The following is a 26,642-nucleotide window of genomic DNA, read 5'->3' on the forward strand; positions in this document are numbered from 1 at the left end:
AACCTCCAGAGGGGAACAGCTGATACGATGGACCTGGGAGGACGCCATCGCGTGCATCAGCTATAGGCATACTGCCTACATATTATGCGGTGCGCAAACAAGAATTGTGCAACGCACCTATGCAAAAGGGGACGGTCTACCTAACACCCCCGAATTTGCGGTTGCTTGCCGCGTGCCGCTCCTTCTCAACCGTACGCCAGCATTGGCGGCGAGCTACTCCCAGACCGGTGTGGACGGACGACTAGAGTGTGGTGTGCGGTGACGTGTCCCGGACCAGCAAGATCTTTGAAACTCGAGGCCGGGCTCATGGAGGCGTTCCATTCCCGCTCTTAATGTATGGCTTCCTGGTCCAGCCCCGGATCTCCGTCGATCAACCCGCTGCGGGGTCCGCTACGCAAGCGTGCGGCCACTCGGCTTTGCCTTCGCGGTGATCGCGACCGGTTCCGGACACTGACGGGAGCCATCGAGCGGGAACGGCCCGCTCCAAGATGGAGCCCTTCGATGAACACAGATCTCACCGTCGCACAGAACCACGCCTTCCAGCTTTCCCGCACCCTTATGGTCCCCGTCACGCTTTTCCGCTCTGGCGACGAGTTCGGCGTCCTTCCGAGCGACGAACTCGATGACGGCGAGGTCGAGACCATCGCTGAGTTCGATCCCTTCGCGTACGGGCCGGCTCATTGAGCCGGCATTCCTTGCCGCTTGCGAGCTGCAGGCGGCAAGGGAAGCTTCGCCGCGGCTGGTGCGGCCCCTCGGTTGCCATGGTGCAGATCTGCAGGTTGCCAGCCGCGCCCTTGCCTCCTTTGCTCTTCGCGGACCGTCGGAAACGGTCCCGCAAATTTTGGGAGAAATGAATCGGACAAGAAGGGCGGCGCCAAGAGCGCCGGCAAAGGGATGGAAAAACAGAAACTGGAAGACCTACGGGATCGTGTGCCTTGCGCCGTCGTGCTGGAGCAGGCAAGGTTCGCGGTCGATCTGAAGGAATGCACACGGCGGGCAATCAAATACCGGCGCGGCCGGGAGATTGTCATCGTCATACACGGCGGCAGGGGATGGTTCGACCCGCTCTCCGAGGCCAAGGGCGATGTCTTCAGCCTCGTTCAGCATATGGAGGGCTTTTCCTTTGTTGATGCTCTCAATCGTGTCGCGTCGCTGGTTGGGGTCGACTTGCAGGAGCCAGAGTGGCGACGCTCGGTGCGCGATGCGGCTCCTGTAGCATCCATCTTGGAGCGATGGGACGGTCGGCGAAAGCCATGGCGCGGGTCAATGACATGGCGCTACCTTTCAACCGATCGATACCTACCGAACAGGATCATCCGGGCCGCTGTTGAGACCAACGTCCTGCGGGAAGGGCCTTACGGCAGCATGTGGGCGGCCCATGTCGATGACGCTGGTGCCGTGACCGGCTGGGAAGAGCGCGGCCCGGACTGGCGGGGATTTTCGACTGGCGGATCGAAAGTGCTGTTCCGGCTCGGTGCCAAAGACGCGCTGCGCTTATGCGTCACCGAAGCAGCGATCGACGCCATGAGCCTGGTCGCTTTCGAAGGGCTGCGCGACGGAAGCCTCTATCTCAGTACCGGCGGAGGCTGGTCGCCGACGACGGAGGTGGCCCTGCGCAAGCTGGCCGCGCGTCCCGGTGCTGTTCTGGTCGCGGCCACCGACGCCAACAGCCAGGGTGAAAGTTTTGCCGGCCGCCTTCGCGACATTGCCGATGAGACGGGCTGCGACTGGTTACGGCTGAAGCCGCCGGCCGAGGACTGGAATGATGCGCTACGCGCTCGCGAGCAAGGAAGGAGCGGAAGAAGAATGGAAAGAGATCGAGGGCTGCCGCATGCCCGCCGGCCGCGTCAAGGGTAAAGCTTCGCCCGGCCACGCCGGCCCTTGACCCGCCCGGACGGAGAGGCGGCTTGAGGGGAGGGGTCAGGAAGGGCTGAAGAGAAGATGGCGACCATGAGGATCCGCCGCACTCCCGCCCGGACGAGGCTGAAGGAGCCCGCTCATGACCTTCTCTCCTATCCGCAAAGTTTATCAGGGTGTCGCCGATCGCCGGCAGATGTTCCGCATGTTCGATCGACACGCGCAGCGCCCGAACCGTTGGGAGGGCGACGATGGTGCCCTCTACACCGGAGAGTGGTTCGAGCTCGGTGAGCGCGAGCACGATTACATGTTCGAGATCCTGCCCCCACTTTGGATGCGTGGCGATATGTTTGCCATGCGGGAATTTTTGACGGGCTCGGTCACTTCCGTCTTCTTCACCCTGAGGATTGACGGTCAAATCCGCTATTTTCATGGCTATTGCGACCTTGCTGATACGTCGTCGCTCCAGCAGATGCGCACCACGATTATCGAGCGGGAAACACGCCCCGTCCGGGCAATGACCCGTGAGGAAAGGCTGGAGCACATCTGGTCGAGCACCGCTGATGACTATCGCGGTTATGCTGATTTCCAGTTTTTTGGCTCCAAGCGTGGCAGGCGAAAGATCCGCATGTTTGGAACCGCTACGGTCAACGTCAAGCTCCTGGAGGATCTGACCGACGCGGAGATTTCAGCGAAGCTGCCAGTCCATCTGCGATATCTGCCCGACGCGGTTGCTGCATAAGGGAGGTGGGTCATGCTTTCCTTTCCGATCGAATCCGTACGAGCGGTCGTGGCCCGCGGTCGCACCGACGCAGAAGCTAACGGCGGTTTCCGCAGCCCTCATTACGGTCTTTCTCCCGGTCGGGATGAACAGCCGGGTGTCTGGCTCGTGGGTGATCACGGTGTCTACCTGTGCTCGAACGGCAAATTGCCGGACGGCGAAACGCCGTTCATCGCCTATGCCCTCGAATGCGATCCCCGCACGAACGACGACTGGTTCGAGGTCAAGCGGAGGACGTTCGTCGGAGATGACGGCGTCGAATTCATCGACGCGACGCAGCTGGAGGCCATGATCTCTGCCTGCCCAAACGCCCGGCATCTTGGCATCAGCTTTCAGGCAGACTCGATGGAACTCTTCATCATCGAGTGGTCATAACGTCCCGCCGCAGCGGGATCCCAACATCAATGGAGGTTTTGTCGCCCATCCCCTGTGGTGGGCCGATGAGGCATGCTTTCACAAGGAGATTTCATCATGAGCAACGATCCCTTCACGGTCGATATGTTCGGCAACACCGCTCTTTCCTCCGGCCTTGGCCTCGGTGTAACAGCCTTCGGGGGTTTCGCACCCGAGGCTGCCAACGACGACGATCCCGATCCAACACCGCCAACTCCGGCTCCGTCGATGCGGCTTGCCAGCATCCCGGCAGCTGGTCGTCGTGAACAATGCGACCGGTCGAACTTCTATTTCGAGGAGGGAGAAGATCGCGGTCTGGCCGCGTCGTGGAAAGAGCGGGCACGATTGAATGTCGCCGCGATCCTGTCGGCAAACGAACTCGAAAAGCTCTCCATTTCCGCGACACGCGAACAGCAGAGGCGATTGATCCGCTTTACCGGGTCGTGAAGTGGGCATACTGGGTGCAGCGCGACAGGCTGGAATAGTCACTCTCGGATACGGCGGTCTCGAGCGATGAACCGAGGTCGTCCCAGCCATCTCGGAAATCCGCCTCGCCCGGACGGCGGAAGATGCCGTTGGCGAGCTCGCCAGCGCCGATCATTATCCGGGCGATCTGGGCAGGATTGCAGCGCATGGGTTGCGCGGTGGCCGGGTGCTGGAACCGGGCATCGGCACGGGCCTGTTTCCGGCATTGATGCCTGAAGAATATCGTGGCTCCTCCTATGTCACCGGTATCGAGCTTGATCCTGTCATGACACGGATTGTCCGGCTTCTCCAGCCGAAGGCCCGGATCATCGAGGGCGATTTTGCCCGCACCGACCTTTCGCATATCTATGACCTTGCCATCGGGAACCCGCCCTTTTCCGATCGTACTGTCCCTCCGACCGGCAATACCGCGCGCTTGGTCTGCGGCTGCATGACTATTTCATTGCCCGGTCGATCGACCTGCTGAAGCCCGGTGCGTTCGCGGCCTTCGTGACCAGTTCCGGCACGATGGATAAGGCCGATATCACCGCCCGCGAGCACATCGCCAAATCCGCCGACCTGATTGCGGCAATCCGTCTGCCTGAGGGCAGTTTCCGCCAGGATGCCGGCACGGATGTCGTGGTCGATATCCTGTTCTTCCGCAAGCGCAAGGCGGGCGAGTCGGAGGGCGACCAGACCTGGCTCGACGTGGACGAGGTCCGTCCGGTCACTGAGGATGAGGGCGCGCTCCGTATCAATCGCTGGTTCGTCCGTCATCCGGATCTCGTGCTCGGCGATCATGCCCTGATTTCCGGTCCCTTCGGCGAGACCTATACATGCCGGCCGCGTCCCGGCGTCGATCTCGAAATCGCATTGAACGGCGCGATCTCCCTTCTTCCGGAAGATCTTTATGACGGTGAATCGACCGTAATAGACATCGATCTGGAGGACGAACTCGGCGATATCGTTGACCTGCGTTCGACAGGGTCGAAGGTTCGCGAAGGCAGCTTCTTCATCGATAAAGTCCGCGGACTGATGCAGATGATAGACGGTGCCCCCGTGGCGATCACCGTGCGGAGGGGCCGCTCAGCCGACGGTGTGTCGGAAAAACATATCCGGATTGTTACCAAGCTAATTCCAATCCGCGATGCGGTGCGGGAGGTGCTGAAGGCTCAGGAGCAGGATCGGCCGTGGCGTGATCTGCAGGTGCGGCTGCGCATCGCCTGGTCGTCGTTCGTTCGCGACTTCGGTCCGATCAACCATACGACCGTCTCGATTTCGGAAGACGCTGAGACTGGGGAGGTCAGGGAGACGCATCGCCGGCCGAACCTTCAGCCCTTTCTTGACGACCCCGATTGCTGGCTGGTTGCCTCGATCGAGGATTACGATCTCGAAGCAGATACTGCTCGTCCTGGTCCGATCTTCTCCGAACGGGTGATTGCGCCACCCGCACCGCCTGTTATCGCCAGTCCGGCCGATGCGCTGGCCGTTGTTCTCAACGAGCGCGGCCACGTCGATGTCGACCACATTGCCGAACTGCTGCATCGGGATCCGGATGCAGTGATTGCCGATCTGGGCGATGCGATTTTCCGGAACCCGGCCGATGGCGCCTGGCAGACGTCGGACGCCTATCTCTCCGGACCGGTGCGCACGAAGCTTACCGCGGCCATCGCAGCCGCCGACCTCGATCCGGCGTTCAAGCGCAATGTCAGCGCGTTGCAACAGGTGCAGCCCGCTGATCTTCGGCCGTCCGATATCACTGCCCGCCTCGGTGCGCCATGGATCCCGGCCTCGGATGTGGTCGCCTTCGTCAAGGAGACGATGAGCGCCGAGATCAAAATCCACCACATGGCGGAAATCGGATCGTGGACCGTGGAAGCCCGCCAGCTCGGCTATATCGCCGCCGGCACGTCGGAATGGGGAACGGATCGACGCCACGCTGGCGAGTTACTTGCTGACGCTTTGAACTCGCGCGTGCCGCAGATCTACGACACCTTCAAGGATACCGACGGCGAGCGCCGGGTGTTGAACGTGGTCGACACCGAAGCGGCCCGCGACATTCTTCAGAAAATCAGGACGGCCTTTCAGACCTGGATATGGACCGACCCGGATCGTACGGACCGTCTTGCGCGGGTCTATAATGATCGTTTCAACAATATCGCGCCGCGCAAATTCGACGGCAGCCATCTCCAACTTCCGGGCGCCTCAGGCGCCTTTACCTTGTATGGCCACCAGAAACGCGGCATCTGGAGGATCATCTCCTCTGGCTCGACCTATCTCGCCCATGCCGTTGGCGCCGGCAAGACGATGACCATGGCCGCCGCGATCATGGAACAGAAGCGGCTGGGATTGATTGCCAAGGCCATGCTGGTGGTTCCCGGCCATTGCCTGGCGCAGGCGGCACGAGAGTTTCTGGCGCTTTATCCCTCGGCCAACATCCTCGTCGCCGACGAGTCCAATTTTACCAAAGACAAGCGCGCCCGTTTCCTCAGCCGCGCGGCAACCGCCGTCTGGGATGCGATTATCGTCACCCACTCCGCCTTCAGGTTCATCGGCGTGCCCTCGGCTTTCGAGCAACAGATGATCCAGGACGAGTTGCAACTCTATGAGGATCTGCTGGTCAAGGCCGATGATGAGGACCGGGTATCCCGCAAACGGCTGGAGCGATTGAAGGAGGGATTGCAGGAACGGCTTGAGGCGCTGTCCACCCGCAAGGATGATCTCCTGACCATTTCCGAGATCGGCGTCGACCAGATTGTCGTCGATGAAGCCCAAGAGTTCAGAAAACTCTCGTTCGCCACCAACATGTCAACGCTGAAGGGCATCGACACGAACGGCTCGCAGAAGGCTTGGGATCTCTATGTGAAGAGCCGCTATATCGAGACGAAGAATCCGGGGCGCTCTCTGGTACTGGCATCGGGGACTCCAATCACGAACACGCTCGGCGAGATGTTCTCCATCCAGCGCCTGCTCGGCCACGAGGCACTTCACGAGCGCGGTCTGCACGCGTTCGACGCCTGGGCCTCGAACTTTGGAGACGAGAAGACGGAGCTGGAGCTGCAGCCGTCCGGCAAATACAAGCCCGTCAGCCGGTTCGCGAGTTTCGTGAACGTGCCCGAACTGATCGCCATGTTCCGCGCCTTCGCCGACGTGGTGATGCCGCAGGACCTGCGGCAATTTGTGAAGGTGCCGGAGATCGCCACCGGCAAGCGGCAGATCCTGACTGCGGCTCCCACGACTGCGTTCAAGACCTATCAGCGCATCCTCGAAACCCGCATCAAGGCGATCGAGCAGCGCGAGGGACCGGCGCAGCCTGGTGACGACATTCTTCTCTCGGTCATCACCGACGGCCGACATGCGGCGATCGATCTGCGGCTGGTCATGCCGGCCTTGGACGACGAGCCGGACAACAAGCTCAATCTGCTCGCCCGCAACGCGCACAGGATCTGGAAGGAAACGTCGGAGAACAGCTATCTCCGCCCCGACGGCAAGCCGTTCGAACTACCCGGCGCCGCGCAAATGATCTTCTCCGATCTCGGCACACTGAGCGTCGAGAAGACACGCGGCTTCTCGGCCTATCGCTGGATCCGCGACGAACTGATCCGCATGGGCGTTCCCGCTTCGGAAATTGCCTTCATGCAGGATTTCAAAAAGACCGAGGCCAAGCAACGATTGTTCGGTGACGTCCGTGCCGGCAAGGTCCGTTTTTTGATCGGCAGTTCCGAGACGATGGGCACCGGCGTCAACGCGCAGCTACGCCTCAAAGCCCTGCATCATCTCGACGTGCCATGGCTTCCCTCGCAGATCGAGCAGCGGGAGGGACGGATCGTCCGTCAGGGCAACCAGCATGATGAGGTCGATATTTTCGCCTATGCCACACAAGGTTCGCTCGACGCCACCATGTGGCAGCAGAACGAGCGCAAGGCGCGGTTCATCGCCGCCGCGCTCTCTGGCGATACCTCGATCCGTCGGCTGGAAGACCTCACCGAAGGCCAGGCCAATCAGTTCGCCATGGCCAAAGCGATTGCCAGTGGTGACGAGCGGCTGATGCAAAAAGCAGGTCTCGAAGCCGATATCGCCCCGTTGGAACGGCTGCGGGCCGCCCATGAAGATGATCTTTTCGCCGTTCGTCGGCAGGTTCGGGACGCGGAGCGCGAGATCGAAACGGCGACCCGGCGTATAGCTGAGATCGGCCAGGATATCGAGCGGCTAGTTCCGACCACTGGCGATGCCTTCATCATGAGCGTGACGGGCACGCCATATCAGGAGCGCAAGGATGCCGGACGCGCGCTGATGAGGGAAATCCTCACCCTCGTCCAGCTGCAGCAGGAGGGCGAGGTTCATATTGCCAGCATCGGCGGCTTCGACCTCATCTATGAGGGCGAGAAGTTCGGACGCGGCGACAATAACCATTACCAGACGCTGCTGCAGCGCATCGGCGCGACCCAAGAGATCGAGCTTGCCGTAACGGTCACCTCGCTCGGCGCCGTCTCTCGCCTCGAACATGCGCTCGACGGGTTTGAGGCCGAGAGGGAGCGTTATCGTCAGAGGCTTGACGAATACCGCCGCAGGCTTGCATCCTATCAGTCACGCCAGGCAGGCGAATATGCCTTCGCCAACGAATTGGCGGACAAGCGCCGGCAATTGCGTGAGGTTGAGAAAACGCCTGCAAAATCAGCGCTTCAAGGTGCTGAGATCGCTCCTGCTTGAAGAGTTCCACTGAACCAATACGGCCGGTTATCGGGGGCCGTATTGGTTCGACCTGCACGTCAGAGCCTCGGCGTCTCGGTGTTCGTGCACTAAAAGAAACTGGCCGCTAGCCAGCAATCTCTTGCAGGGGCCATCTTGCCCGGAGCTGGCTACAGGACCTTTTTCAGGGCAGTAACAACGCCCTTATGAGGGAGATAGCCGATAATACTGTGAGCATTGCTCGTCTGATTATCCACGGTCCCATCATTTTCGATCCCTGCTGCAAACGTGTTCTCATCCAGATCTTTTCCAAGCGCCACGAGATCGGATGGATCGTAGAAATTGACCCAGCGTTTGACGAAAGATGGCTTGCGGCGCGGTGGGCCGAGCTTCTTCTTGAATGCGTCCAGTCCGAGCGGCGATCCCATGGTGATTAGCAATGGGATCTCGACACTTTTGCCCTGTGCTTCCATCTCTCTCAAGAGTTTGAATGCGATAACTGTCCCGAGCGAATGGGTGATCAGAACTTGCGGATTTTTTTGCAGGTATGGACGCACAATGGCGTCGACCGCCGCTCCCGCTCCCGGCGCGGACAGATAGGTGTGGCCTTGTTTGACCACCCGTAGCAGGATCGATCCTTTCGCCGGAGATATCTTTTCAAGCGCACGGACCAGACCGACAATGCGCCGGCCAAAAAAAGTATCCATGGGAACGGCGTCGTTGCCCGCTTCCTCGAGTGCCGCTTCTATCTCTGCTTCCCCGCCGCCACTTTCAACGAGAGCCTCCTCCAACGCTGAGGCCAGGAACCTCATTTCCTCATCGTCACCGATATCGACCTCAGTGTCATCGGCGCCCATCCCGACAGCGGCTTTCGTCTTGCCGGTCGTCCAGTCGGCAAGAGTGGTGCCATAATAGGCCATATTGACAGTCGAGCCCTTGAGCAGGCCGGGCGCGACGCCGTGAAGGCTATCTGTCCATTTGTCAATAAGTTCTTGCTGCGTCGACCCTTCCTGGCCGATGCCGTGGATCATCAGGACGTTCATATATTCCCCTCCATGTGGAATTTTCGGATCAGGATCTCTGCGCCTTCCTTCTGGAACGACGAGAACTGCGATGGCAGCAGGAACGGGATGACGTCGCGCAGGCTGTCGGCTGCCGCCTCCTCCTCAGCTTCCGGATCATCGACGAACTGCCACCCCTGACGTAACCACGGCCAGAAACCAGCGATGTCGCCGCTTCGTGCGGGTGTCGCGCGCGTGACCCAATTTGGAAGACCGTCATTGTGGGCGGAATGTCGGCGCGCGACCACAGCCGGCACGTCTGCCCTATATCCTGATCTGGTTCGCTGGATCGGCAAAAGTCCCATAAACGCAATGTCGAACGGGATGGCCTGATCGTAGTGGCAGTAGAAGTAGGCCATGCGGCGTATGCTGTCGATATCGCCCCCATAGTCGTAGAGGTAGCTCGAAATCGCACCGACGACCGGGTTGACGTGCTTCATTTCGCGCAGGCCTGCCGCCAACTGATCGACCTGATCGGCCGCCAATTTGCCGAGTTGCAAATTGGCGATGACATCAATCGAGTCTTCGATTTGGGGTTGGACTTCGATCCATCGGTTGACGCAGGTCCAGCCGATCAGACCACGCTTGTCACGGCTCAATACAGTGATCAGCTCGCGGTAGACCACGGCTGAGGCGACCACCCCATCGCGAAACTCAACGAGAACCTGAACCGCTGCGTCTTCCACGTTGACGCGATACTCGCTTGGACGCCCGGAACCGCCATTGCGCCGAGCAGTCGCCGTCGCCCAAATGCGCTTCGGTGTCTGACCCAGCACGACCAGATTTGTGCCATCGTCTAGGAAGGCCCTTCCAACCGAGAACCTGTTGCGAACGTACCTTTGTTTTTTTGCTGATTCCCAATTTTCCGATGTGGCGGAGGGATCGAAATCTTCGGGTAGCTTCGTCTTCCATTCTGCGATGAGCTTATCCTGAGCTGGATCCTCGGGCGGCGCCGGCCATTGCGGGGGAGGTATATTGCCATTGGGCGACTTGCCGCGCTGGAAATAGACCGCATGTTCGCGGGGAATGCCGGTCAATACATCGGGCGAGCATTTCAGGCGATATCGCTCGCCGATTTCCCGCATGCGTGCCTGTGAGAAGAGGCCAAGGGATTCGGGAATGACGCAATCAGGAAGGTACTTGTCGAACGCTTCGTCGCGGTGACCGCACAGACCTTCGAGTATGACGGTTGAGAAAATGCAGCGGGCAGGCGATCTCTGGTCACCCTTTAGCATAAACGCCTTCTCGCCATCCATGACTGCACTGAAGCGATCGAGTACGGGCGGAACGGCATCATAAGGTCCACGCGGAAGGACAGGGTCTTCCGCTATATCTGCCGTCTCAATGTCTGGAGGGAGCGATCTGCAGGCGTCGCTGAATATCGAGAGGCTCTTGATGCCGTGGCGGTAAAGTTGGCGTCTCAGCCTCTCAACCGAAATGCCCCGCATTTCCTGATACCAATCGCTCGGCAGCCAAACGTTTTGTTCGGCTCCGGTACGAAACCCGTGTCCCGCAAAATGCAGGATCAAGAGTTCCACCTCATCGTTTTGAGGCAACATTGCCAGCAGAGTTTTGCGGACACGAGATATTGTGACCGGCTTGTTTGCCTCGTCGGTGATCAGTTCGGTCGTAAAACCGGATTGTTGAGCCCAGTTGGCAAATTCATGAGCTACGGTGATCGCGCCAGGCAACGGGGTGAGTGGGGTCGAACGCGACACCCCGATCGTCAGGCACAGTTTCACGATGATCCCCTCCGTTAGCGCTTCCCCGAAAGGTATAGTACAAATTACGGGTGCAGTTTCAACTTGTTGATAGGCGATCCGTTTCAAAACGGTCAAATTGCGTTTGCGTATCCCCGCGATAACTCCACCCGTCGAATTCGCAGAGCTCGGTGTGTCCTTCCTGTCTTCGAGATGCCACGCTGTCATCCCTAAACCCCGCTCACGAGAAAAGAGAGAGGAGGGACAAGAAAGGGAAACCCGCTCGCAGATCTGCCCTGCCAGCGCCGCTTTCGCTCAACCGCCCCCTCCTCAACCCTGCCCGTCGTTCTCGCAGGGCTCTGCCCCGCTCGCCCTGACGGTCAAGGCCGCTCGGGCGCAGTTGCACCGGCCCGTCCGCTCCGCGCTCCGCGAAGTGTCTTTGGAAGGAACTGAAGACGGATAAGAGCTGGCATAGGGCTGGCTCGGTAATCCCGGAAGGAGCCAATCTCATGCAGATCCTCAAACTCGACCCGCGCGCGCTGAAGGACAATCCTGACGACACCCGTCGCTCGAAGTCGTCTCCGCAATCCGACGCGCTGCTGCTTGCGACGGTGAAGGCGGTCGGAATCATCCAGCCACCGGTGATCTCCCCGGAAGTCGATGGCGGTAACGGCTACATCATCCAGGCCGGCCACCGCCGTGTGAAGCAGGCAATCGCCGCGGGACTGGAGGAAATCACCGTCCTCGTCGTCGAAGCGGCGAACGACAATGGCGCCATGCGTTCGATGGTGGAGAATATCGCGCGTGAACCACTCAACCCCGTCGACCAATGGCGCGGCATCGAACGCCTCGTCGCTCTCGGCTGGACCGAGGAAGCGATCGGCGTGGCGCTGGCACTGCCGGTGCGCCAGATCAGGAAGCTGCGGCTTCTGGCCAATGTGCTGCCGGCCATACTCGACCACATGGTACTGGGCGACATGCCGAACGAGCAGCAGCTCCGGACGATCGCCGCCGCCTCGCTCGACGAGCAGAAAGAAGTCTGGAAGGCGCACAAGCCGAAGAAGTCCGAGCGTGCCGACTGGTACACTATCTCTCGCGCACTCTCCAAGACCCGCATGTTCGCCAAGGATGCGAGCTTCGGTAATGATCTCGCGAGCGCCTATGGCATCGAATGGGTCGAGGACCTGTTTGCGCCAGCTGACCAGGACAGCCGCTACACGACCAATGTCGAAGCGTTTCTGGGCGCACAGCAGGAATGGATGACGAGCAACCTTCCGAAGAAGGGTGCCATTATCGAGGTCAACAATTGGGGCCAGCCGGAGCTGCCGAAGAAGGCAGAGCGCGTTTACGGCAAGCCGTCGAAGTCCGACCATGTCGGCATGTATCTCGACCGTGATGGCAAGGTTCAGTCGGTCGCCTACCGGATGCCCGAGGATAAGAAGAATGTGAAAGGTGGCGCGTCCATGACGGGCGGAGCCGAGGACACCGATGCCGGTGCAATCGTCGACGCACCGAAGTGCCGTCCGGACGTCACCCAGAAGGGCCAGGACATGATCGGCGACTTCCGTACCGACGCCCTGCACGAGGCGCTCGGCCGTGCACCGATCGAGGACGACACGCTGTTGGCGTTGCTCGTCTTCGCCTTCGCCGGCCTGAATGTCCGCGTCGACTCCGGCGCTAACGACAGCGTGTTCGGGTCGAAGGGCTTCAAGCGCCATGCCGCCCGCCTCATCGGCGAAGACGGCAAGCTTGCGTTCAATCAGGAAACGCTGCGCGTGGCCGCACGCTCGATGCTCATCGACGTGCTGTCGTGCCGGCGGGGCATGTCGAACAGCGGGGTTGTTTCGCGGATCGCGGGTGACGCGATCGGAGCGGACGGCTTCCTGGCCAACATGGGCTCGGAAGACTTCCTGCTGTGCTTGTCTCGCCAGGCGATGGAAGGCGCGGCAAAGGATGCCAACGTTCTGCCGCGACAGAAGGTGCGAGAAACCCGCGCTGCTCTCGTCGACCACTTCAGACAGGAACGCTTCGTGCATGAATCGGCGCTTTTCGCACCTGATCCACAGGACATCGTGGATCTGATCGAAAGCGGCGAGGTCTTGAGCGATGACGACACTGCCGGCGATTCCGATCGTGCCGGCGGTGAGGAGGCTGGCGTCGGCGACACGGCATTTGATGAGCCGACGCTCGGTGGAGATGAAGATCTCGCCGCCCTGGAAGACAAGGCCGCCCTTTCGAACACTTCAGATCAGGCGCCCGAGGTCGTCGACGCTGATGAAGAGCAGGACGCGTACGGGATCGCCGCCGAGTAGCCGCAATCCTCACCGTCCTTCCGGATGAACATCCGCCGCCAGTGGTCTCCACCGGCAGCGGTTTCGCTTCCGCATCCCTCAAAATTGAAGGAGACTTCGTATGAGTGCCCATATCGCATTTGTTGCCCCGATCGGCTCCATCCTTTCCTGGTCTGACGATCAGCCACGCCCACCGGAGCGCCATCGCAGGAAGCTCTCTGCATGGCAGGCCAACAACAGCAGCGGCCGGTTGATCTGCAAACACGATGAGCGTGGCGCCGGTAACACCATCCTGCCACCGAGCTTCACGTTGCATGAAGGCGACTATCGCGGCGGCGGTGTGATCGCCATCCGCGTCCATCGCACGTTCTCGCTGGAGACGAACCTGGTGTTCACCGTCGTCGAACGTCCGGCGCTCGGCAGTTGCCGTGTCTTAGACCGGCCCGGTGACCATGCCGAGCTCGTCCATCTCGCCGCGAGCAGGCAGGCGGCGGAACGATGGCTGACCAGCCATGGCTATCCGTCCGCCGCGCTTGAGGATGTCACAGCCGATGAAATCGCCGCCGATGTCGTGGAAGGGAGGGCCGAGGCGTGAATTCTCCCCCCAATCGACAGATGGAATTGCGCCGAATGGAAGACGCGCTGCGGCAAACGCGGCATCAGCTCGCGATAATCGAGCGCCAGATTACCGCCAGAATGACCGCCCTTATCCCGAGACTTTTGCAGCGCAGATCCTTCTACCGTGGTGGCAGGCCGCGCGAGTCGAAGGCCTTCCTGGCCCGCTACCGTTCGAATTTTGCCGCGATCACTGCAGAGCGTCAGCCGGAGATCGATGCCCTATCACGCAAACTCGCGCGTCAGGAGGCGGCAATCGCAGCATTGCACGGCCACGCGCCTCTGCCCTGCGGCTCTCATCGAGCCGAACTGACGGTGGGCGGAATCGATCGGAGATCCTGAACGTGGGGTAGGGGCGGGCGGATCGACGAGATCCGGGTGCTTTCCACTCGTTCCTTTCTGGCTTCGGCATCCGGATCAGCCCCTTGGCCGTTCTGTCCTTCGGTTTCGTGGCGGTCTGAACCAGCGCCCGTCCGGTTCAAGGCCGCTTTGCGCCGCGGGGCGGCCGGTCGTGCCGCTCTCGGCAAAACAGCCATACGGACTTCGCAGGTCTGGGAGACCCGCTTGTCCGCATGACTGCTTCGCTCGATCTGGCCCGCCCGGACCCTGAACCGCCCGGCTTGCGCCGGTTCTTGTCGACCGCATCGAAGGACAGAACGGCCAAGGGGCCGAACGCTTCGGACAAACCGAAAAGGAAACCATCATGGCCAAGCCAGCAACCTCTTCCCGCCAAGCCTCTCGTCCCGCCGCCCGAGTGGTGCAACTCCGCAAGGGTGCCACCATCGAAATGGTTCGCCTGACATGCCCCGATGAAGCGCAGGCGCTGCGCATCGCCGAGAGCTTCGGAACAGCCATTCTCGACAGCGACGGCATCCGCGACATGCACGAGCGCCTGATCGTCGAGACCGCGACCCGCCTTTCCGATGGCCTTGGCGAACGGGCAATGCAAATCCATCTCCAGCGCATCGTCGGCGCCTATGTCGGATCGGCGCATGGCGCCGGCCAGTTCTACAGCAAGGCCGTTACCGAAGCGCGCGATACCACCGCCAAGAGTGCATCGGACGCTCGCGACGAGGATCTCGACGGTCCGGTCGGATACGACAGCGCCGCCCAGCGCAAGCGTGAATTCGCAGCCGATATGGGCATTCAGGCCCACGCGCTGCGCCTGGCCGCTGAAGGCGCCTTCGCGGCTTACGAACAGATTGTCGGCGAAGCGTGGAAACCATTCGACCGCCCGGTCGACAATCCTGGCCAGACACTCGACCGCAAAGCGGCCGAGGCACAGATGGACGCTCTCGGCTGAGATTTATCCGGCGGAGCATCTGGCTCCGCCTTTTTCGTGACGAGGCCGCCTCACCCGAGGCGGCCATTTTTGTCTCGCTGCCGGAGCGAAGCTCGACGGGGATAGAAAAGGAAAATGAAGAGAGAACGGAGCGCGGTATTGCGGCCCCCTCCCGTTCGTCGGACCTGCAGGAGCCGGCGGCAAACCGCAACGGCTACGCCGTCCTCCACATACGTTGCGGCCGTTCCGGTGCGTTTTCCGCCGATCGCTCCTGCTTTCGGCCCTCCGCGACGGGGCCGCGATGGGCGCGGCCTCCTGACAAGGAGGTTTGGACATGACAAGGAAATCAGAAAACACGCGCACCGACATCTACGCGAGCATCACGGACAGGATTGTCGCTGACCTGGAAAAGGGCGTGCGCCCATGGGTGCAGCCGTGGAGTGCGGCCAATCTATCCGGCCGGGTAAGCCGGCCGCTTCGCCACAACGGACAACCCTATACCGGCCTCAACGTTCTCCTTCTCTGGTCGGAGAGCGTCGCCAGCGGTTTCAGGTCGTCGACTTGGATGACGCTGCGCCAGGCAAACGAACTTGGTGCTAACGTACGCAAGGGTGAGAGCGGCGCGACCGTCGTCTATGCAAGCCGCTTCACCAAAACCGAGACGGATGCGGGCGGCGGTGAGGTCGAACGCGATATTCCGTTTTTGAAAGCTTACACCGTTTTTAATTGCGATCAGGTCGATGGTCTCGCGGATCACTATTATCGTTGCCCTGAGCCGGTCGCGAAACCGCTTGAGCGTATCGAGCACGCCGATCGCTTTTTCGACAATACCGGTGCTGTCGTACGATACGGCGGGGACAAGGCCTATTATTCCCCCTCGACCGACCATATCCAGCTACCACGACCCGAACAGTTCCGGGACATTGCTTCGTTCATCGCAATTCGTGCGCACGAGACGCTGCATTGGGCAGGCGGTCCCGCCCGGCTGAACAGGGATCTCAGCCGCTACCACAAGGACCGCCGCGAAAGGGCATTCGAAGAAATGCTTGTGGAATTGGGGTCAGCGATGCTGTGCGCCGATCTGGGCATCGTGCCGGAGCTGGAGCCGCGCCCGGACCATGCCGCCTATATCCAGAGCTGGACGGAAATCCTCGGCTCCGACAAGCGCGCGATCTTCAATGCGGCGGCGCATGCGCAGCGCGCTGTCGCCTATCTGCATGACCTTCAGCCGGAAGCCACGGCCGGGCAGGAGGCTGCCTGATGCTTCATGATCCGAGCTTTGCAGGAGAGGGCGCATCCTCTCGGATCCGGCTGCGTGCTCTTTGCTAACGGAGCGCGTCCTGTACCATCGCGGTATCGCCATATTGCTGCATGCGCAGAATCCTGCCGTCCCGAAGTTCGTAGAGATGCGCGAAGTGGGCGGTCATGGACTTGCCCGTTGCCTTGTAGGTCCCGGAATAAATGCCGAAGGCGGCAACGCGTTCGCCATCGGCAAGATAGGTGTGAACTTCGGCCCTATAGCCACCCCATTCCGTCGCGAGACGATGAAAGACGCCCCTCATCAGGGCATCCACTCCTACATAAGTGCCCACATAGGGAAATCCCGCTGCCTCTGTCCACTCGATGTCGGGAGACTGAACGGCAAGAAGATTCTTGCCGTTCTCCTCGGAGGACCCTTCATAGGTCCTCCGGATGATGTCGCGATTGCTGCTCATCTCAACCCCACTTCATTTCGCCCTTGGCGACCTTGGAGCCGATCTCCAGTGCAATGCCCATACCAAGTCCGGGGAAGCGGGTCTCCATCGCTGACTTCAGCGCGACAGCGTCATCGGCCTTGCCCAGTTCCTCTTCGAAGGCGAGGAGATAGGCCTTGGTGAAAGCGACGGCGCTAAGATCGGTCGCGGCCTGCGGATCGAGGTGACCGGGCACGACGACGGCCGGGTTCAGAGCAGCGACCTTGTCGAGATTGGCAACCCATGCCGCCCGGACCTCCTTGGTCGGTGTGTCGGCAGTCCAGACATGGACGCCCGAAAAAATCAGCACACCACCGAACACCGCGTTGAGCGAGGGAACACGCAGATAGCGCCGGCTGGCCAGCCCCTCGGCGGCGACGATCTCGACCGTCTCGCCATCAACGGTCAACGTCGAACCGTCGAATGCTTCGGGCAGCACGATATCGGCGAGCGTCTGCGGCCCGTTCTCCTTCAACTGGGGCCCCCAGACGGCCAGTTTCTTCTCAACGTTGGCGTTGATGGCGGCGATCGTGTCGGAAGCGGCGATGACCTTGGCATTCGGGAACGCCTCGCGCACCTGCTTCAGACTGAAATAATAGTCCGGGTCGGACTGGCTGACATAGATGGTGGTCAGCGTCTTGCCCGTGGCCTTGATCGCCTCGGCCAGCGCGCGGCCATCCGGATAGGTGAAGCCGCCGTCGATCAGCAGCGCTTCGGTCGGCCCGGTAAGCAGCACCGGCGCGCGGAAGAAGCCGTTCTGGCCGGCGGGAAAATGTTTCCACGTCAATGTCGATCCGGCTGCATGCCCAAGACCTGCCGGGGCGAAGGCGATGGCGGCACCTGCTGCAAGCGTCGTTTTCATGAGGTCTCTCCTTGAATACATGGTTGTCTCCTGTCTTATCAGTTGCCGATACGCGCACGCACAGCGATGTTGGAAATGTTGATTGGGCGCGCTTCGATCAGCCCACTTGAAGTTCGGCGACGAGCAGATCGAATTCACCATAAAGAAGACGGCTATCGATCTTTCGGCACTGATCCCCGTGCCTTAAGAGAATGGCGGGTACGCCCTGAATGCCGAAACGCGCCATGTCGGCCCGTGCCGCCGAGATCCTGCTCCGATAGGCGGCGAGAAGCGCCTCGTCCGGAGCCTGAACCCGCTGAGCCGTCTCGACGAAGCCGGCCGATGTGAGCGTTTCGGCAACGATGCCGAGATCGGAATTGTTGCGGCCCTCCTGATAGCGGGCGCGCTGACGGACCTTCAGCGCTTCAACCTCGCGCGCCGGCTCGCTGAGGCCGACGGCGACCAGCCCGAGGGTGGCCGGCGCGGAATCGAACAGGCCGCCCACCGCACCGAGCACCTGCTCGCGATAGGCGTCGGAGAAGGGCTGCCCGGTCAGGCGGGCGATGCGCTGGTCGTTCTGCCAGGCATAGTCCGCAAATTGCTTGTTCATTGGCCGCGAACCCTCTCCGGCAAACAGGCCGGTCGGCGCCATATCGAGCGTCACACTGTCGAGCCGCGACAGCTTCTCCAGCGCCGGACCGGCGCCGTAGCACCAGCCGCAAAGAGGATCGAAGAGATAGGTGATCTGCATATCCGTTTTCCGTATTGTCTGGCACCGAAGATATGCGAGCGGGATTGAATTGATAATTGGCATGAAGTCGCCCAGACTGTGCGTCATTGGCTTACAATGCGGGAGCGTCACATGGAGGCGATCAATCTCAATCGGCTCGCTTATTTCGTTGCCGTGGTAGACGCAGGCTCGTTCACGCGTGCCGCGGAGCGGCTTGGCATCACCAAGACCGTCGTCAGCCAGCAGGTGGCCCGGCTGGAAGCAGACCTCAGGACGAGCCTTCTCTTGCGGACGACCTGCCGCGTCGAGCCGACAGAAGCGGGCCGCCTGCTACATGCGCGGGCGGTCATCATCCTGCGCGACGCCGAGGATGCGTTCGGCGAAGTCGCCGAAGTCACGGCCAGTCCGGTCGGGACATTGCGGATCGCCGCCCCGAACGACTTCGGCACATCGACCATTGCCCCACTGGCGGCGAAATTCTGCCGGACCTATCCCGCCTGCACGGTCGACCTCGTCTTGTCGGACGCCAGGATCGACCTGATCACCGATCACATCGACGTTTCGATCCGGGTCGGCTGGCTGGATGACTCCAGCCAGCAGGCGCGGCGTATCGGCACGTTCCGGCAATTGCTTGTCGCCGCGCCGGACTTCGCGCACACGATCACCGCTAGTACCCCAGATGATCTCGCCCACCAGCCATTCATCGCCAATGGCGCGTTGCGTGAGCCGCTTGCCTGGCATTTCTCGCGTAACACCTCCGACCGCCGCATCATCCGCATGCGACCAGCGATGACCATCAACGCGACCCCAGCCGTGCTCGCCGCGACGCTGGCCGGTGGAGGTCTCTCGGTACTGCCGGACTTTCTGGTAAGCGGGCTGCTGGAGAGCGGCGCTCTCGTCCAGATGTTGCCAGACTGGTCGTTGCCATCGGGCGGCATGCACGCGGTTTATCCCGCTGCGCGGTTTCGGCCCCCGAAGGTGACTGCGTTCGTTGCGATGCTGGCAGCCGAAGTGAAGCTTGCATCGGCGGATTGAGGATTTTCCGAGAGCGTTCGGAGTTGATCGTTACTGCCCGCCCAATCGCCGCGCGTGCGTGCTGTCATTGATATTCGTCAAGGTCGGTGACATCAACCCGCAATGCCAAAGGCGACCTGACGGCGGGCCAGTGTCGTTGGCAGCGCGAAAGCAGATCTTTTCGCGGCGGGTCGCGCGGCGCTGACGCGCGCCACACGATCGTTCTCATGCCGGCATCATTCAAGACGATGGCTGCAAGGTCGCCATGTCGATCACGAAGCGATAGCGCACATCTGCGCGCTCAAGTCTTTCGAACGCTTCATTGATTTCATCCATGCGAATGAATTCGACATCAGGCAGGATTTTGGCACGGGCGCAGAAGTCGAGTAACTCCTGAGTTTCGGCGATACCGCCAATCGGTGACCCGGCAATCCTGCGCCGCCCTGTCATCAAGGGAAGCGTGTTCATCTCGTTCATCGGGCCGAGCTGGCCGACCAGGACAAGCGTGGCGTCGACATCGAGCAACGGCAGATAGGGATCGAGATCGTGCCGGACGGGAACCGTATCGATGATCAGATCGAAGCTTGAATGCGCGGATGCCATGGCCTCAGCGTCGGACGAGACGAGCAGGCGCTCGGCGCCCAGTGCGAGGGCATCGGCCTGCTTGTTGTTCGATCTGCTCACAACGGTGACGTGCGCTCCCATCGCGACAGCCAGCTTCACCGCCATGTGTCCAAGACCGCCCAGCCCGACAACCCCAACGCGGCTCCCCGGCCCGACATTCCATGTGCGGAGCGGCGAATAGGTGGTGATGCCGGCGCAAAGAAGCGGGGCCGCCTTGGCTGGGTCCAGTCCCTCGGGCAGGCGCAACACGAACTCCTCTCGAACGACGAGGGTCGCGGCATAGCCGCCAGTCGTCAATTGCCCGGTGATCCGGTCAGGAGCGCCATACGTCGACGTGACGCCCTGGCGGCACATCTGCTCTTCGCCCGACCGGCACTGGTCGCAACTCTGGCAGCTGTCGACGATACATCCAACCGCAACAAGGTCGCCCACCTTATAGCGCATCACGTCAGGGCCGACATTCGTGACACGGCCCACGATCTCGTGTCCGGGGACTACCGGATAGGTCGTCCATCCCCAGTCATTACGCGACTGGTGCAGATCCGTGTGGCAGACGCCACAATAGAGCACCTCAATCGTCACGTCATTATCGCGAACTTCGCGGCAATCGAACGAGTGCGGTTTCAAGGGAGAACCAGGGGCGGTCGCAGCGTATCCGTATGTTTTCATAGTGCACTTTCCGAGTGGAGGTTAGTAATTTGTTTCGGCGTTCCGGCGGTGTCATGAGGTTTGCAAAACCATCGCCCTTTGCTTCGTGGACGACCATATCTTGCGTTTCCGCAACGCGGTGGTAATAAAAGGAGGAATCCTCCGTTTCATATACGGAGAATTCCTCCGTTTATCAAGTTGGAAAAATGTGATGACCGCTGAAAAACAAACACCGCGCAAACCGCGCGCTGACGCCGAGCGCAATCGGCTAAGGCTGATGGCTGTGGCGAAACAGGTGTTTGCGGATAAGGGCACGTCTGCGAGCCTGGACGAGATAGCCCGCGCGGCCGGAGTGGGTATCGGCACGCTCTATCGACACTTTGCCACCCGTGAAGCGTTGATCGGTCAGCTCTACGAAAACGAGGGCGATCAGCTCGCGGAAGCAGCCGACAATCTCTCGCAAGGCGAGCCGCCCATCGAGGCCTTGCGGCAATGGTTGTTGCTGTTCGCCGACTATCTTGCGACCAAGCGGATCATGGCCGATGTCCTGAGCCTGCTGGGTCCCAATGCCGATGATATCTGCGCGGCCTCGGCCGAAAGGCTTATCGCAGCCTGCGGCTATCTTCTCGATAACGCGACAGCGAGTGGAGACATCCGCCGCGACGTGGAACCTCTCGACCTGCTGATGGCAATCGCCGGTGGCGCAAATCTGGGGCACGCGCCGCAATGGGAGACAGGCGTTGCGCGGGTCATCGACATCATGATCGCCGGCCTCACTCGCGAGCCCTGACACATTCATCGACGCAACAACGGACAAGTCCGCCGCACCGGGCGTTGCGCTCCTGGTCGGCAGCCGACAGGAAGTGGCGTCCAAATTCTTTATCGCCGCACGGCGCCCCGCATCGTCCGGTTCATGGGACAGGTCGATCTTGGCGGAATGCCCAAGGAGATGATCGAACTCCGTCCGGCTTGTTCGGCGAAGAGGACATTCCAGCCATGCGCCATGTCCGTCGCATGAAAAAGTACCTATGAACGTGATTAGAAGAACCGTCATCCTATCAGCGTCTGCGCGTGCTGACGGCCGGAGCCTTGCCAACAAATTCACGACTATTGATCTGGTCAAACATGAAGATCGCAATGTCCTCGCGAGACACCGTGAGGGAGTGGCGGGTGCGGCCGTACAAGCCCACGTTCAGGGATTTGGAGGCAGGCCTGTTCTTGAGGAACGCCGCGCGCACCATCGTCCAGTCGAGACCGGAGGAGCGGATTGCAGCGGCAAGCCCCACGATATCCTGATAGACGCCGGGAACCAGCCGCTTGATGACTGCAGCTGGGAGCCACGCCTTCCAGTCGGACCCATCGGCCGGATCGACGGCCGTACCGGTTGAGATGGCGATGAGGCGTGTGACATTCTCTTGGCTCATCGCCGAAATGACGGCCTGCGTCGCCCGCGTGATTGGACGATCTTTCGGGTGCGGGGTTTTCGACGGCCCGAGCGCCGACAGCACCGCATCGGCGCCGCGAACGGCCTCGCGCAGGACCGCACTATCCGAGAGATCGCCCCGCACCACACGAACCCTGTCGTCCTTGAAAGGTGACGAAGAGCGGGCAAACACCGTCACCTCGAAGCCGCGCTTCAACGCTTCATCGATCAGATAGGGACCGGTTTTGCCGGTCGCGCCGAAGAGGGTGACTTTCATGTTTCGCGTCCTTCCTGAAGCGGGTGCGGCGGGTTCGCCGCCCCCGCACTGTGAGATTATTCCTGCACGAGATCGAATGTGTTGCCGTCCGGATCGGTCAGCGTCGTGTAGCGGATCTGCGGCAACTCGAATTTCTGCACGACTGTCGCGCCAAGCCGCACCAGCCGCTCGGTTTCGCCGTCGAGATCGGATGTCCTGAGATCGACATGGACGCGGTTGCGCTGTGTCGGCACGTCTTCGACCTTCTGGAACTGGAAGGGCGGGAGATCAGGGGACGAGCCCAGTTGAACGATCATGCCAAAATCGTTGGCGACCGCGATACCGAGAGCTTGCGACCACCAGGCGGCCAGTTTCTGCGGATTCGCAGTGTCGATGGTGACAGCGTGTATTTTCATGGTCTGTTTCCTTGTTTCTTCGGACAGGGAGCGGCCCCCGCCCTCGCATGCGCTCACTTGCGAGGACCACTCGGGTAGCTCAGCGGGCACTGTCGATGATCGACCCACCATCGGGCGTGAGCGAGTAGCCGGTCAGGAACTGGGCGTCCTTGCTCGCCAGGAACAGCACCACGGGCGCGATGTCTTCCTCCGGCGATCCGTAACGGCCGAGTGGATTGGTCGGCGGCGGGACATCGACTTCGGGTCCCAAGTCTCAGCCACCGGCAGGACATTGTTGACGGTGATCTTGTCCCCCCCCATTCGCGGGCGGCCGTTCTCGTGAGCGCCCGCACCGCCTCCTTGGCCATGTTGTAGGGAGCCATGCCTGCCAGTCCCGACACGCCGGCCAGGGAGCCGAAGTTAATGACACGACCATCCCCGCTCACTTTCAGATGCGGATAGGCCGCCTGCATGGCGCGCAGATAAGCGATCGGGCCGATGTCGAGATTGCGCTGGAACTGTTCCACCGGGAGGTCGAGCACGGACGCGTAGGCAACGGTAGGATCGAAGGCGTTGTTCACGAGAATGTCGAGACCACCATAGGCGTCGACCACCTTTTTTACCACTGCGTTGATGTCATCGGCATTGCCGAGATCGGCTGGAACCGCGAGCGCCGTGCCGCCGGCGGCCTTGATTTCGGCTACGACGGCTTCAACGTTGGCCAGGGTGCGCGACAGTACGCCGACCTTTGCGCCTTCGGCTGCAAACAGCTTCGCGGTCGCGCGGCCGATGCCCCGACTGGCGCCGGTGACGAGTGCGATTTTTCCTTCAAGTCTTGCCATGGTGTTTTCTCCTCAGTTGAGACTTGTCTGTTGGGTTGCCGCGACCAGACCGTAAGGCGACGGCACATCGCGAGCGGCATTCTGCGTGGCAAAGGAAGCGGCGAGCAATGCGAGGCCGATCACGGCAGGCAGCGCACCAGCAGGCTTGCGAACGCCCAGATGCGCCGATCCCGATAGGATCAGATGGAAGAAGGTGCCTGCATAAGCCAGATCGCTCAGCGGCACGCTGACCCGCGACAGGATTGCGAGTGGCCCGAGAACCTTCACCCCGATCATGAGAGGCAGGAGATAGGGAGCCGGATAGTTCAGCTCGGCAAGGGTTTGCCGAACCCAGGCTCCTTTAGTCAAATAGAGAAACGCGGAACTTAGATAGAGCAGCGAAAGCAGTGCTGTGCTGACCCAGTAGATGACGGTTGCTGTCATGACTATTCCCGTGGGCGTCGCGCCTCCGATGAGACGTCGGCCGATTTCGCTGTTTTCCTTCATGTCCTCATTGGCATCGCAGCCGAGAACCTGTACCACAATTTGGATATTGAACGGAAAAGCGCAAGTAGTATGAATTTTCGACAGTAAGTATGGAAAATAAGACCAATGGGAAAATGTGACGACTTCACGATGCAGGACGAGATGCGCCGCGCCTTCGATATGCTGTCGGGCAAATGGAAGCTGGAGATCATGTGGCTGCTGCATCAGCGTACCCATCGCTTCGGCGAATTGCGCAAGGGCATCCCCGGCATCACGCAGCATATGCTGACGGCTCAGCTTCGTGAGCTCGAGGCCGATGGACTAGTGGCCCGAACGGTGTTCGCCGAGGTGCCGCCGCGCGTCGAGTATGCAATGACCGACAAAGCGCGGGCGCTCGGTCCCACCATGGAAGCGCTCACCGCCTGGTGGAATGAATACGGCAGGCAGTCCTCACCGAAGCCAAAGCCGAGAGGCCGTAAGGCAAAGGATTAATGGAGCCGTCCGGTTTTAGGCCGGACGGTCTTAGTCTCACGCGGGTTCGGCTTTGATCTTGAAGATCTGTCCATAGGGCGACGGCTTGCTTCGCGCGGCATTCTGTGTGGCGAACGAGACAAGCAGGGCGATCAAGCCGACCAAAGCCGGCGCGAAGCCGCAGTCGCCGGCATTGAGATGTGCAGAAATCGCCAGCAGCAGGTGATAGAACATTCCCGCATAGGCAAGGTCCGACAGGGCGACATTGAATCGCCAAAGGATCGTCACTGCGGCGAGCGGCTTCAGTACAGCCAGGATCGGCACGAGATAAGCTGGATACCCGAGTGTCGGGAAGATGCGCTGCACGCCGGCAAGGTCGGAAAGAAAATAGGCGCCGCCGGCCAGATAGATGAGAGACAAGAGGCCCGTGGAGGCCCAGTAAAGCAAGTTCAGCTTCATTAATGATTTCCTGTTCACGAGAAAAGTTGGGTGGCAAGGATATCCCGAAGGCCCTTGGGTGGACGACCGGAGAGCCGTTCGACATCTCCGGTGACGATATCGAAGGCGCCGCGGATGAAACTCTTCTGGATGTCGATGACGGCATTTACCACCGGCTCGGGCAGTCCGGCCTGCGACAGGCCCGCATGCAGTTTTTCCTCTGGCAGAACGAGGAAGTTGATGGGCCGGCCTGTGATCTCGGCGATGAGCGCCGCGCGCTCAGCACCCGAGACGGGCTGCTCACCTGTCGCATGGTAGATCGCGCCGTCGTGGCCATCGCTCACGAGAATGCCCGCAGCCGCCGCAGCGACATCGTCGCGCGAGACGAAGGAAACCCTGTTCTCGGCTAGGCCGGTGAGTACGCCACCGGCAAGCGACGCCCGCGCTTCGTCGGCCAGCGCCTCCGCGTAATAACTCATGCGCAGGATCGTCCAATCATGCGCTGAGACGATCAGGTGCTGTTCGCCCTTCCAGTACCCGGAGCCAAGTTCCGCGTCGCTGGCCCGCTTCGTTCCCGCAGCCGACATGAGGACGATGTGGGGCACGCCTGACCGCCTCGCAGCATCGATGGCGGCGACCAGTTGCACAGCGCGCTTGCCCGGCTCCAGGTCGGCCGAAGGGATCAGCAGCAACCGGTCCAGCCCCGCATAGGCTTCCCTAAGCCCGTCTGGCTCATCGTAATTGCCATATCGGGACTGGACACCGTCAGGCGCTCCTTCCGGCGTTCGCGAGATCGCGACGACCTCGTGTTCGCCGCCCCGTTGGAGCAATTTCGCGATCACTGTCTTGCCGAGATGCCCGCTCGCACCGCTGATGCCGATTTTCATGATTGGCCTCCTTGTTCGATTTAACGCACTATCTGTTCCTAACGTTGTATATGTTCGCAAAGCGGAGCGTAAGAATGTACAAAATGGTGCGTTACGCACCTTCATGTTCGTGGAAGGATCTACATGCCGGCGATGACGAAAGAACGCGATACGCTTGAGGATCAGCAGCACGCCAAGTGCAGAGTGCTTGGCCAGATCCTTGACCGCGTCGGCGACAAATGGACGATCATGGCGGTCGGTGCGCTATCCGACGGTCCAATGCGTTTCAACGCCATCATGCGGCGTATCGACGGCGTGTCGCATCGCATGCTCACGCTCACACTACGTGGGCTGGAGCGCGACGGCATGGTCCGCAGGACGGCCTATGCCACCATCCCGCCAAAGGTCGAATATGAGCTTACACCGCTCGGTCGATCACTCACCGAACCCTTGGCCACCTTGCTGGAATGGGGAGAGAAGCATAGCAAGGACATTGAAATTGCTCGAAAAGCATTCGACAGCGATGCCTGATGCTGCTTCGGCGTGATGCATTTCCACTCAGATCGATAAAGTGCCTACTGGGGACAAGGGAGCTGTCGGGTGGCATAGAGCACGCAGATAGCTCCTACATCAGTATGCCTGGGTCATAAGGAGTTCTAGGCGCAACCCCCCGGTGCATGCGCGAACGAGCAGCCATTGCCGCCGAAATAGCATTAAGAGTAGTATTCTGGCGACGTCGCAACGGAGGACCTCCCATTTCGA

At 60.8% G+C, this 26,642-nt stretch carries 24 protein-coding genes and 3 pseudogenes; 15 read left to right on the forward strand and 12 right to left on the reverse strand.

Annotated elements, in window-relative coordinates:
* The first annotated feature begins 501 nt into the window (after positions 1–501).
* The 6 genes and pseudogenes from CFBP5473_RS25475 to CFBP5473_RS23230 all read left to right on the forward strand — a co-directional run.
* A complete protein-coding gene (locus tag CFBP5473_RS25475; RefSeq protein ID WP_027676413.1) occupies positions 502–684 on the forward strand; it encodes a hypothetical protein in 183 nt (60 codons plus the stop codon).
* Positions 685–894: 210 nt separating this feature from the next.
* On the forward strand, positions 895–1,857 hold the full coding sequence (locus tag CFBP5473_RS23210; RefSeq protein WP_027676414.1) for a DUF3991 and toprim domain-containing protein: 963 nt from the start codon (positions 895–897) through the stop codon (positions 1,855–1,857).
* A gap of 142 nt (positions 1,858–1,999) precedes the next feature.
* Positions 2,000–2,599 carry a DUF1419 domain-containing protein gene (locus tag CFBP5473_RS23215; RefSeq protein ID WP_027676415.1) on the forward strand — a complete coding sequence of 200 codons (600 nt, stop codon included), beginning with the start codon at positions 2,000–2,002 and terminating at the stop codon, positions 2,597–2,599.
* 12 nt (positions 2,600–2,611) lie between these two features.
* Complete coding sequence (locus tag CFBP5473_RS23220) at positions 2,612–3,013, forward strand: DUF3085 domain-containing protein (protein WP_027676416.1); 402 nt, start codon at positions 2,612–2,614, stop codon at positions 3,011–3,013.
* Positions 3,014–3,109: 96 nt separating this feature from the next.
* Positions 3,110–3,475 (forward strand): annotated as a pseudogene (locus CFBP5473_RS23225) (hypothetical protein); the annotation flags it as partial.
* A 152-nt stretch (positions 3,476–3,627) separates the two neighbouring features.
* A pseudogene (locus tag CFBP5473_RS23230) lies at positions 3,628–8,206 on the forward strand (DEAD/DEAH box helicase family protein); the annotation flags it as partial.
* Positions 8,207–8,355: 149 nt separating this feature from the next.
* On the opposite strand, the gene CFBP5473_RS23235 reads toward CFBP5473_RS23230, so the two are convergent.
* Both CFBP5473_RS23235 and CFBP5473_RS23240 read right to left on the reverse strand, forming a co-directional pair.
* Entirely contained in the window at positions 8,356–9,228 is an 873-nt protein-coding gene (locus CFBP5473_RS23235; RefSeq protein ID WP_027676417.1) for a hypothetical protein, read from the reverse strand.
* Positions 9,225–11,174 carry a caspase family protein gene (locus CFBP5473_RS23240; RefSeq protein ID WP_234881930.1) on the reverse strand — a complete coding sequence of 650 codons (1,950 nt, stop codon included), beginning with the start codon at positions 11,172–11,174 and terminating at the stop codon, positions 9,225–9,227. Before CFBP5473_RS23240 ends, CFBP5473_RS23235 begins: the two co-directional genes overlap by 4 nt.
* 281 nt (positions 11,175–11,455) lie before the next feature.
* Here CFBP5473_RS23240 and CFBP5473_RS23245 point away from each other — a divergent pair, with 281 nt between their 5' ends.
* From CFBP5473_RS23245 to CFBP5473_RS23265, 5 genes are all read left to right on the forward strand, one after another.
* A complete protein-coding gene (locus CFBP5473_RS23245; protein ID WP_027676420.1) occupies positions 11,456–13,258 on the forward strand; it encodes a ParB N-terminal domain-containing protein in 1,803 nt (600 codons plus the stop codon).
* A gap of 100 nt (positions 13,259–13,358) precedes the next feature.
* Positions 13,359–13,832: a hypothetical protein gene (locus CFBP5473_RS23250; protein WP_027676421.1), complete on the forward strand. Its 474-nt coding sequence runs from the start codon at positions 13,359–13,361 to the stop codon at positions 13,830–13,832.
* Positions 13,833–13,867: 35 nt separating this feature from the next.
* The gene (locus tag CFBP5473_RS23255; RefSeq protein WP_234881931.1) at positions 13,868–14,194 is read left to right on the forward strand and encodes a hypothetical protein; all 327 of its coding nucleotides are present in this window, start codon (positions 13,868–13,870) and stop codon (positions 14,192–14,194) included.
* A gap of 361 nt (positions 14,195–14,555) precedes the next feature.
* Positions 14,556–15,155 carry a hypothetical protein gene (locus tag CFBP5473_RS23260; protein WP_027676422.1) on the forward strand — a complete coding sequence of 200 codons (600 nt, stop codon included), beginning with the start codon at positions 14,556–14,558 and terminating at the stop codon, positions 15,153–15,155.
* Positions 15,156–15,468: 313 nt separating this feature from the next.
* Positions 15,469–16,395 carry an ArdC family protein gene (locus tag CFBP5473_RS23265; RefSeq protein WP_027676423.1) on the forward strand — a complete coding sequence of 309 codons (927 nt, stop codon included), beginning with the start codon at positions 15,469–15,471 and terminating at the stop codon, positions 16,393–16,395.
* Between the two features lie 64 nt (positions 16,396–16,459).
* On the opposite strand, the gene CFBP5473_RS23270 is transcribed toward CFBP5473_RS23265, so the two are convergent.
* The 3 genes from CFBP5473_RS23270 to CFBP5473_RS23280 all read right to left on the reverse strand — a co-directional run bounded on the left by CFBP5473_RS23270 (position 16,460) and on the right by CFBP5473_RS23280 (position 18,459).
* A complete protein-coding gene (locus CFBP5473_RS23270) occupies positions 16,460–16,849 on the reverse strand; it encodes a nuclear transport factor 2 family protein (RefSeq protein WP_027676424.1) in 390 nt (129 codons plus the stop codon).
* Position 16,850: 1 nt separating this feature from the next.
* The gene (locus tag CFBP5473_RS23275; protein WP_027676425.1) at positions 16,851–17,750 is read right to left on the reverse strand and encodes an MBL fold metallo-hydrolase; all 900 of its coding nucleotides are present in this window, start codon (positions 17,748–17,750) and stop codon (positions 16,851–16,853) included.
* 76 nt (positions 17,751–17,826) lie between these two features.
* Positions 17,827–18,459, reverse strand: coding sequence for a DsbA family protein (locus CFBP5473_RS23280; RefSeq protein ID WP_084631869.1), 633 nt, complete (start codon positions 18,457–18,459; stop codon positions 17,827–17,829).
* Between the two features lie 111 nt (positions 18,460–18,570).
* On the opposite strand from CFBP5473_RS23280, the gene CFBP5473_RS23285 reads away from it, so the two are divergent.
* A complete protein-coding gene (locus CFBP5473_RS23285) occupies positions 18,571–19,473 on the forward strand; it encodes a LysR family transcriptional regulator (RefSeq protein WP_027677304.1) in 903 nt (300 codons plus the stop codon).
* 219 nt (positions 19,474–19,692) lie between these two features.
* On the opposite strand, the gene CFBP5473_RS23290 is transcribed toward CFBP5473_RS23285, so the two are convergent.
* Complete coding sequence (locus CFBP5473_RS23290) at positions 19,693–20,745, reverse strand: NAD(P)-dependent alcohol dehydrogenase (protein ID WP_027677303.1); 1,053 nt, start codon at positions 20,743–20,745, stop codon at positions 19,693–19,695.
* Between the two features lie 190 nt (positions 20,746–20,935).
* Here CFBP5473_RS23290 and CFBP5473_RS23295 point away from each other — a divergent pair, with 190 nt between their 5' ends.
* Positions 20,936–21,514, forward strand: coding sequence for a TetR/AcrR family transcriptional regulator (locus tag CFBP5473_RS23295; RefSeq protein ID WP_027677302.1), 579 nt, complete (start codon positions 20,936–20,938; stop codon positions 21,512–21,514).
* 268 nt (positions 21,515–21,782) lie between these two features.
* On the opposite strand, the gene CFBP5473_RS23300 is transcribed toward CFBP5473_RS23295, so the two are convergent.
* The 4 genes and pseudogenes from CFBP5473_RS23300 to CFBP5473_RS23315 form a co-directional block, all read right to left on the reverse strand.
* The gene (locus CFBP5473_RS23300; protein ID WP_027677301.1) at positions 21,783–22,424 is read right to left on the reverse strand and encodes an NAD(P)-dependent oxidoreductase; all 642 of its coding nucleotides are present in this window, start codon (positions 22,422–22,424) and stop codon (positions 21,783–21,785) included.
* A gap of 56 nt (positions 22,425–22,480) precedes the next feature.
* The gene (locus CFBP5473_RS23305; RefSeq protein ID WP_136954440.1) at positions 22,481–22,819 is read right to left on the reverse strand and encodes a VOC family protein; all 339 of its coding nucleotides are present in this window, start codon (positions 22,817–22,819) and stop codon (positions 22,481–22,483) included.
* Positions 22,820–22,898: 79 nt separating this feature from the next.
* A pseudogene (locus CFBP5473_RS25480) lies at positions 22,899–23,640 on the reverse strand (SDR family NAD(P)-dependent oxidoreductase).
* Positions 23,641–23,652: 12 nt separating this feature from the next.
* A complete protein-coding gene (locus CFBP5473_RS23315; RefSeq protein ID WP_027677299.1) occupies positions 23,653–24,063 on the reverse strand; it encodes a DoxX family protein in 411 nt (136 codons plus the stop codon).
* Between the two features lie 168 nt (positions 24,064–24,231).
* On the opposite strand from CFBP5473_RS23315, the gene CFBP5473_RS23320 reads away from it, so the two are divergent.
* Positions 24,232–24,597, forward strand: coding sequence for a winged helix-turn-helix transcriptional regulator (locus tag CFBP5473_RS23320; RefSeq protein ID WP_027677105.1), 366 nt, complete (start codon positions 24,232–24,234; stop codon positions 24,595–24,597).
* A gap of 36 nt (positions 24,598–24,633) precedes the next feature.
* On the opposite strand, the gene CFBP5473_RS23325 is transcribed toward CFBP5473_RS23320, so the two are convergent.
* A complete protein-coding gene (locus CFBP5473_RS23325) occupies positions 24,634–25,035 on the reverse strand; it encodes a DoxX family protein (RefSeq protein WP_037171808.1) in 402 nt (133 codons plus the stop codon).
* A 14-nt stretch (positions 25,036–25,049) separates the two neighbouring features.
* Positions 25,050–25,901 (reverse strand): SDR family oxidoreductase, encoded by an 852-nt coding sequence (locus CFBP5473_RS23330; RefSeq protein ID WP_027677104.1) that lies wholly within the window; start codon positions 25,899–25,901, stop codon positions 25,050–25,052.
* A gap of 132 nt (positions 25,902–26,033) precedes the next feature.
* Here CFBP5473_RS23330 and CFBP5473_RS23335 point away from each other — a divergent pair, with 132 nt between their 5' ends.
* Complete coding sequence (locus tag CFBP5473_RS23335; protein WP_037171815.1) at positions 26,034–26,411, forward strand: winged helix-turn-helix transcriptional regulator; 378 nt, start codon at positions 26,034–26,036, stop codon at positions 26,409–26,411.
* Positions 26,412–26,642: the final 231 nt, after the last annotated feature.

Source organism: Agrobacterium larrymoorei, assembly GCF_005145045.1.
Classification (GTDB): domain Bacteria; phylum Pseudomonadota; class Alphaproteobacteria; order Rhizobiales; family Rhizobiaceae; genus Agrobacterium; species Agrobacterium larrymoorei.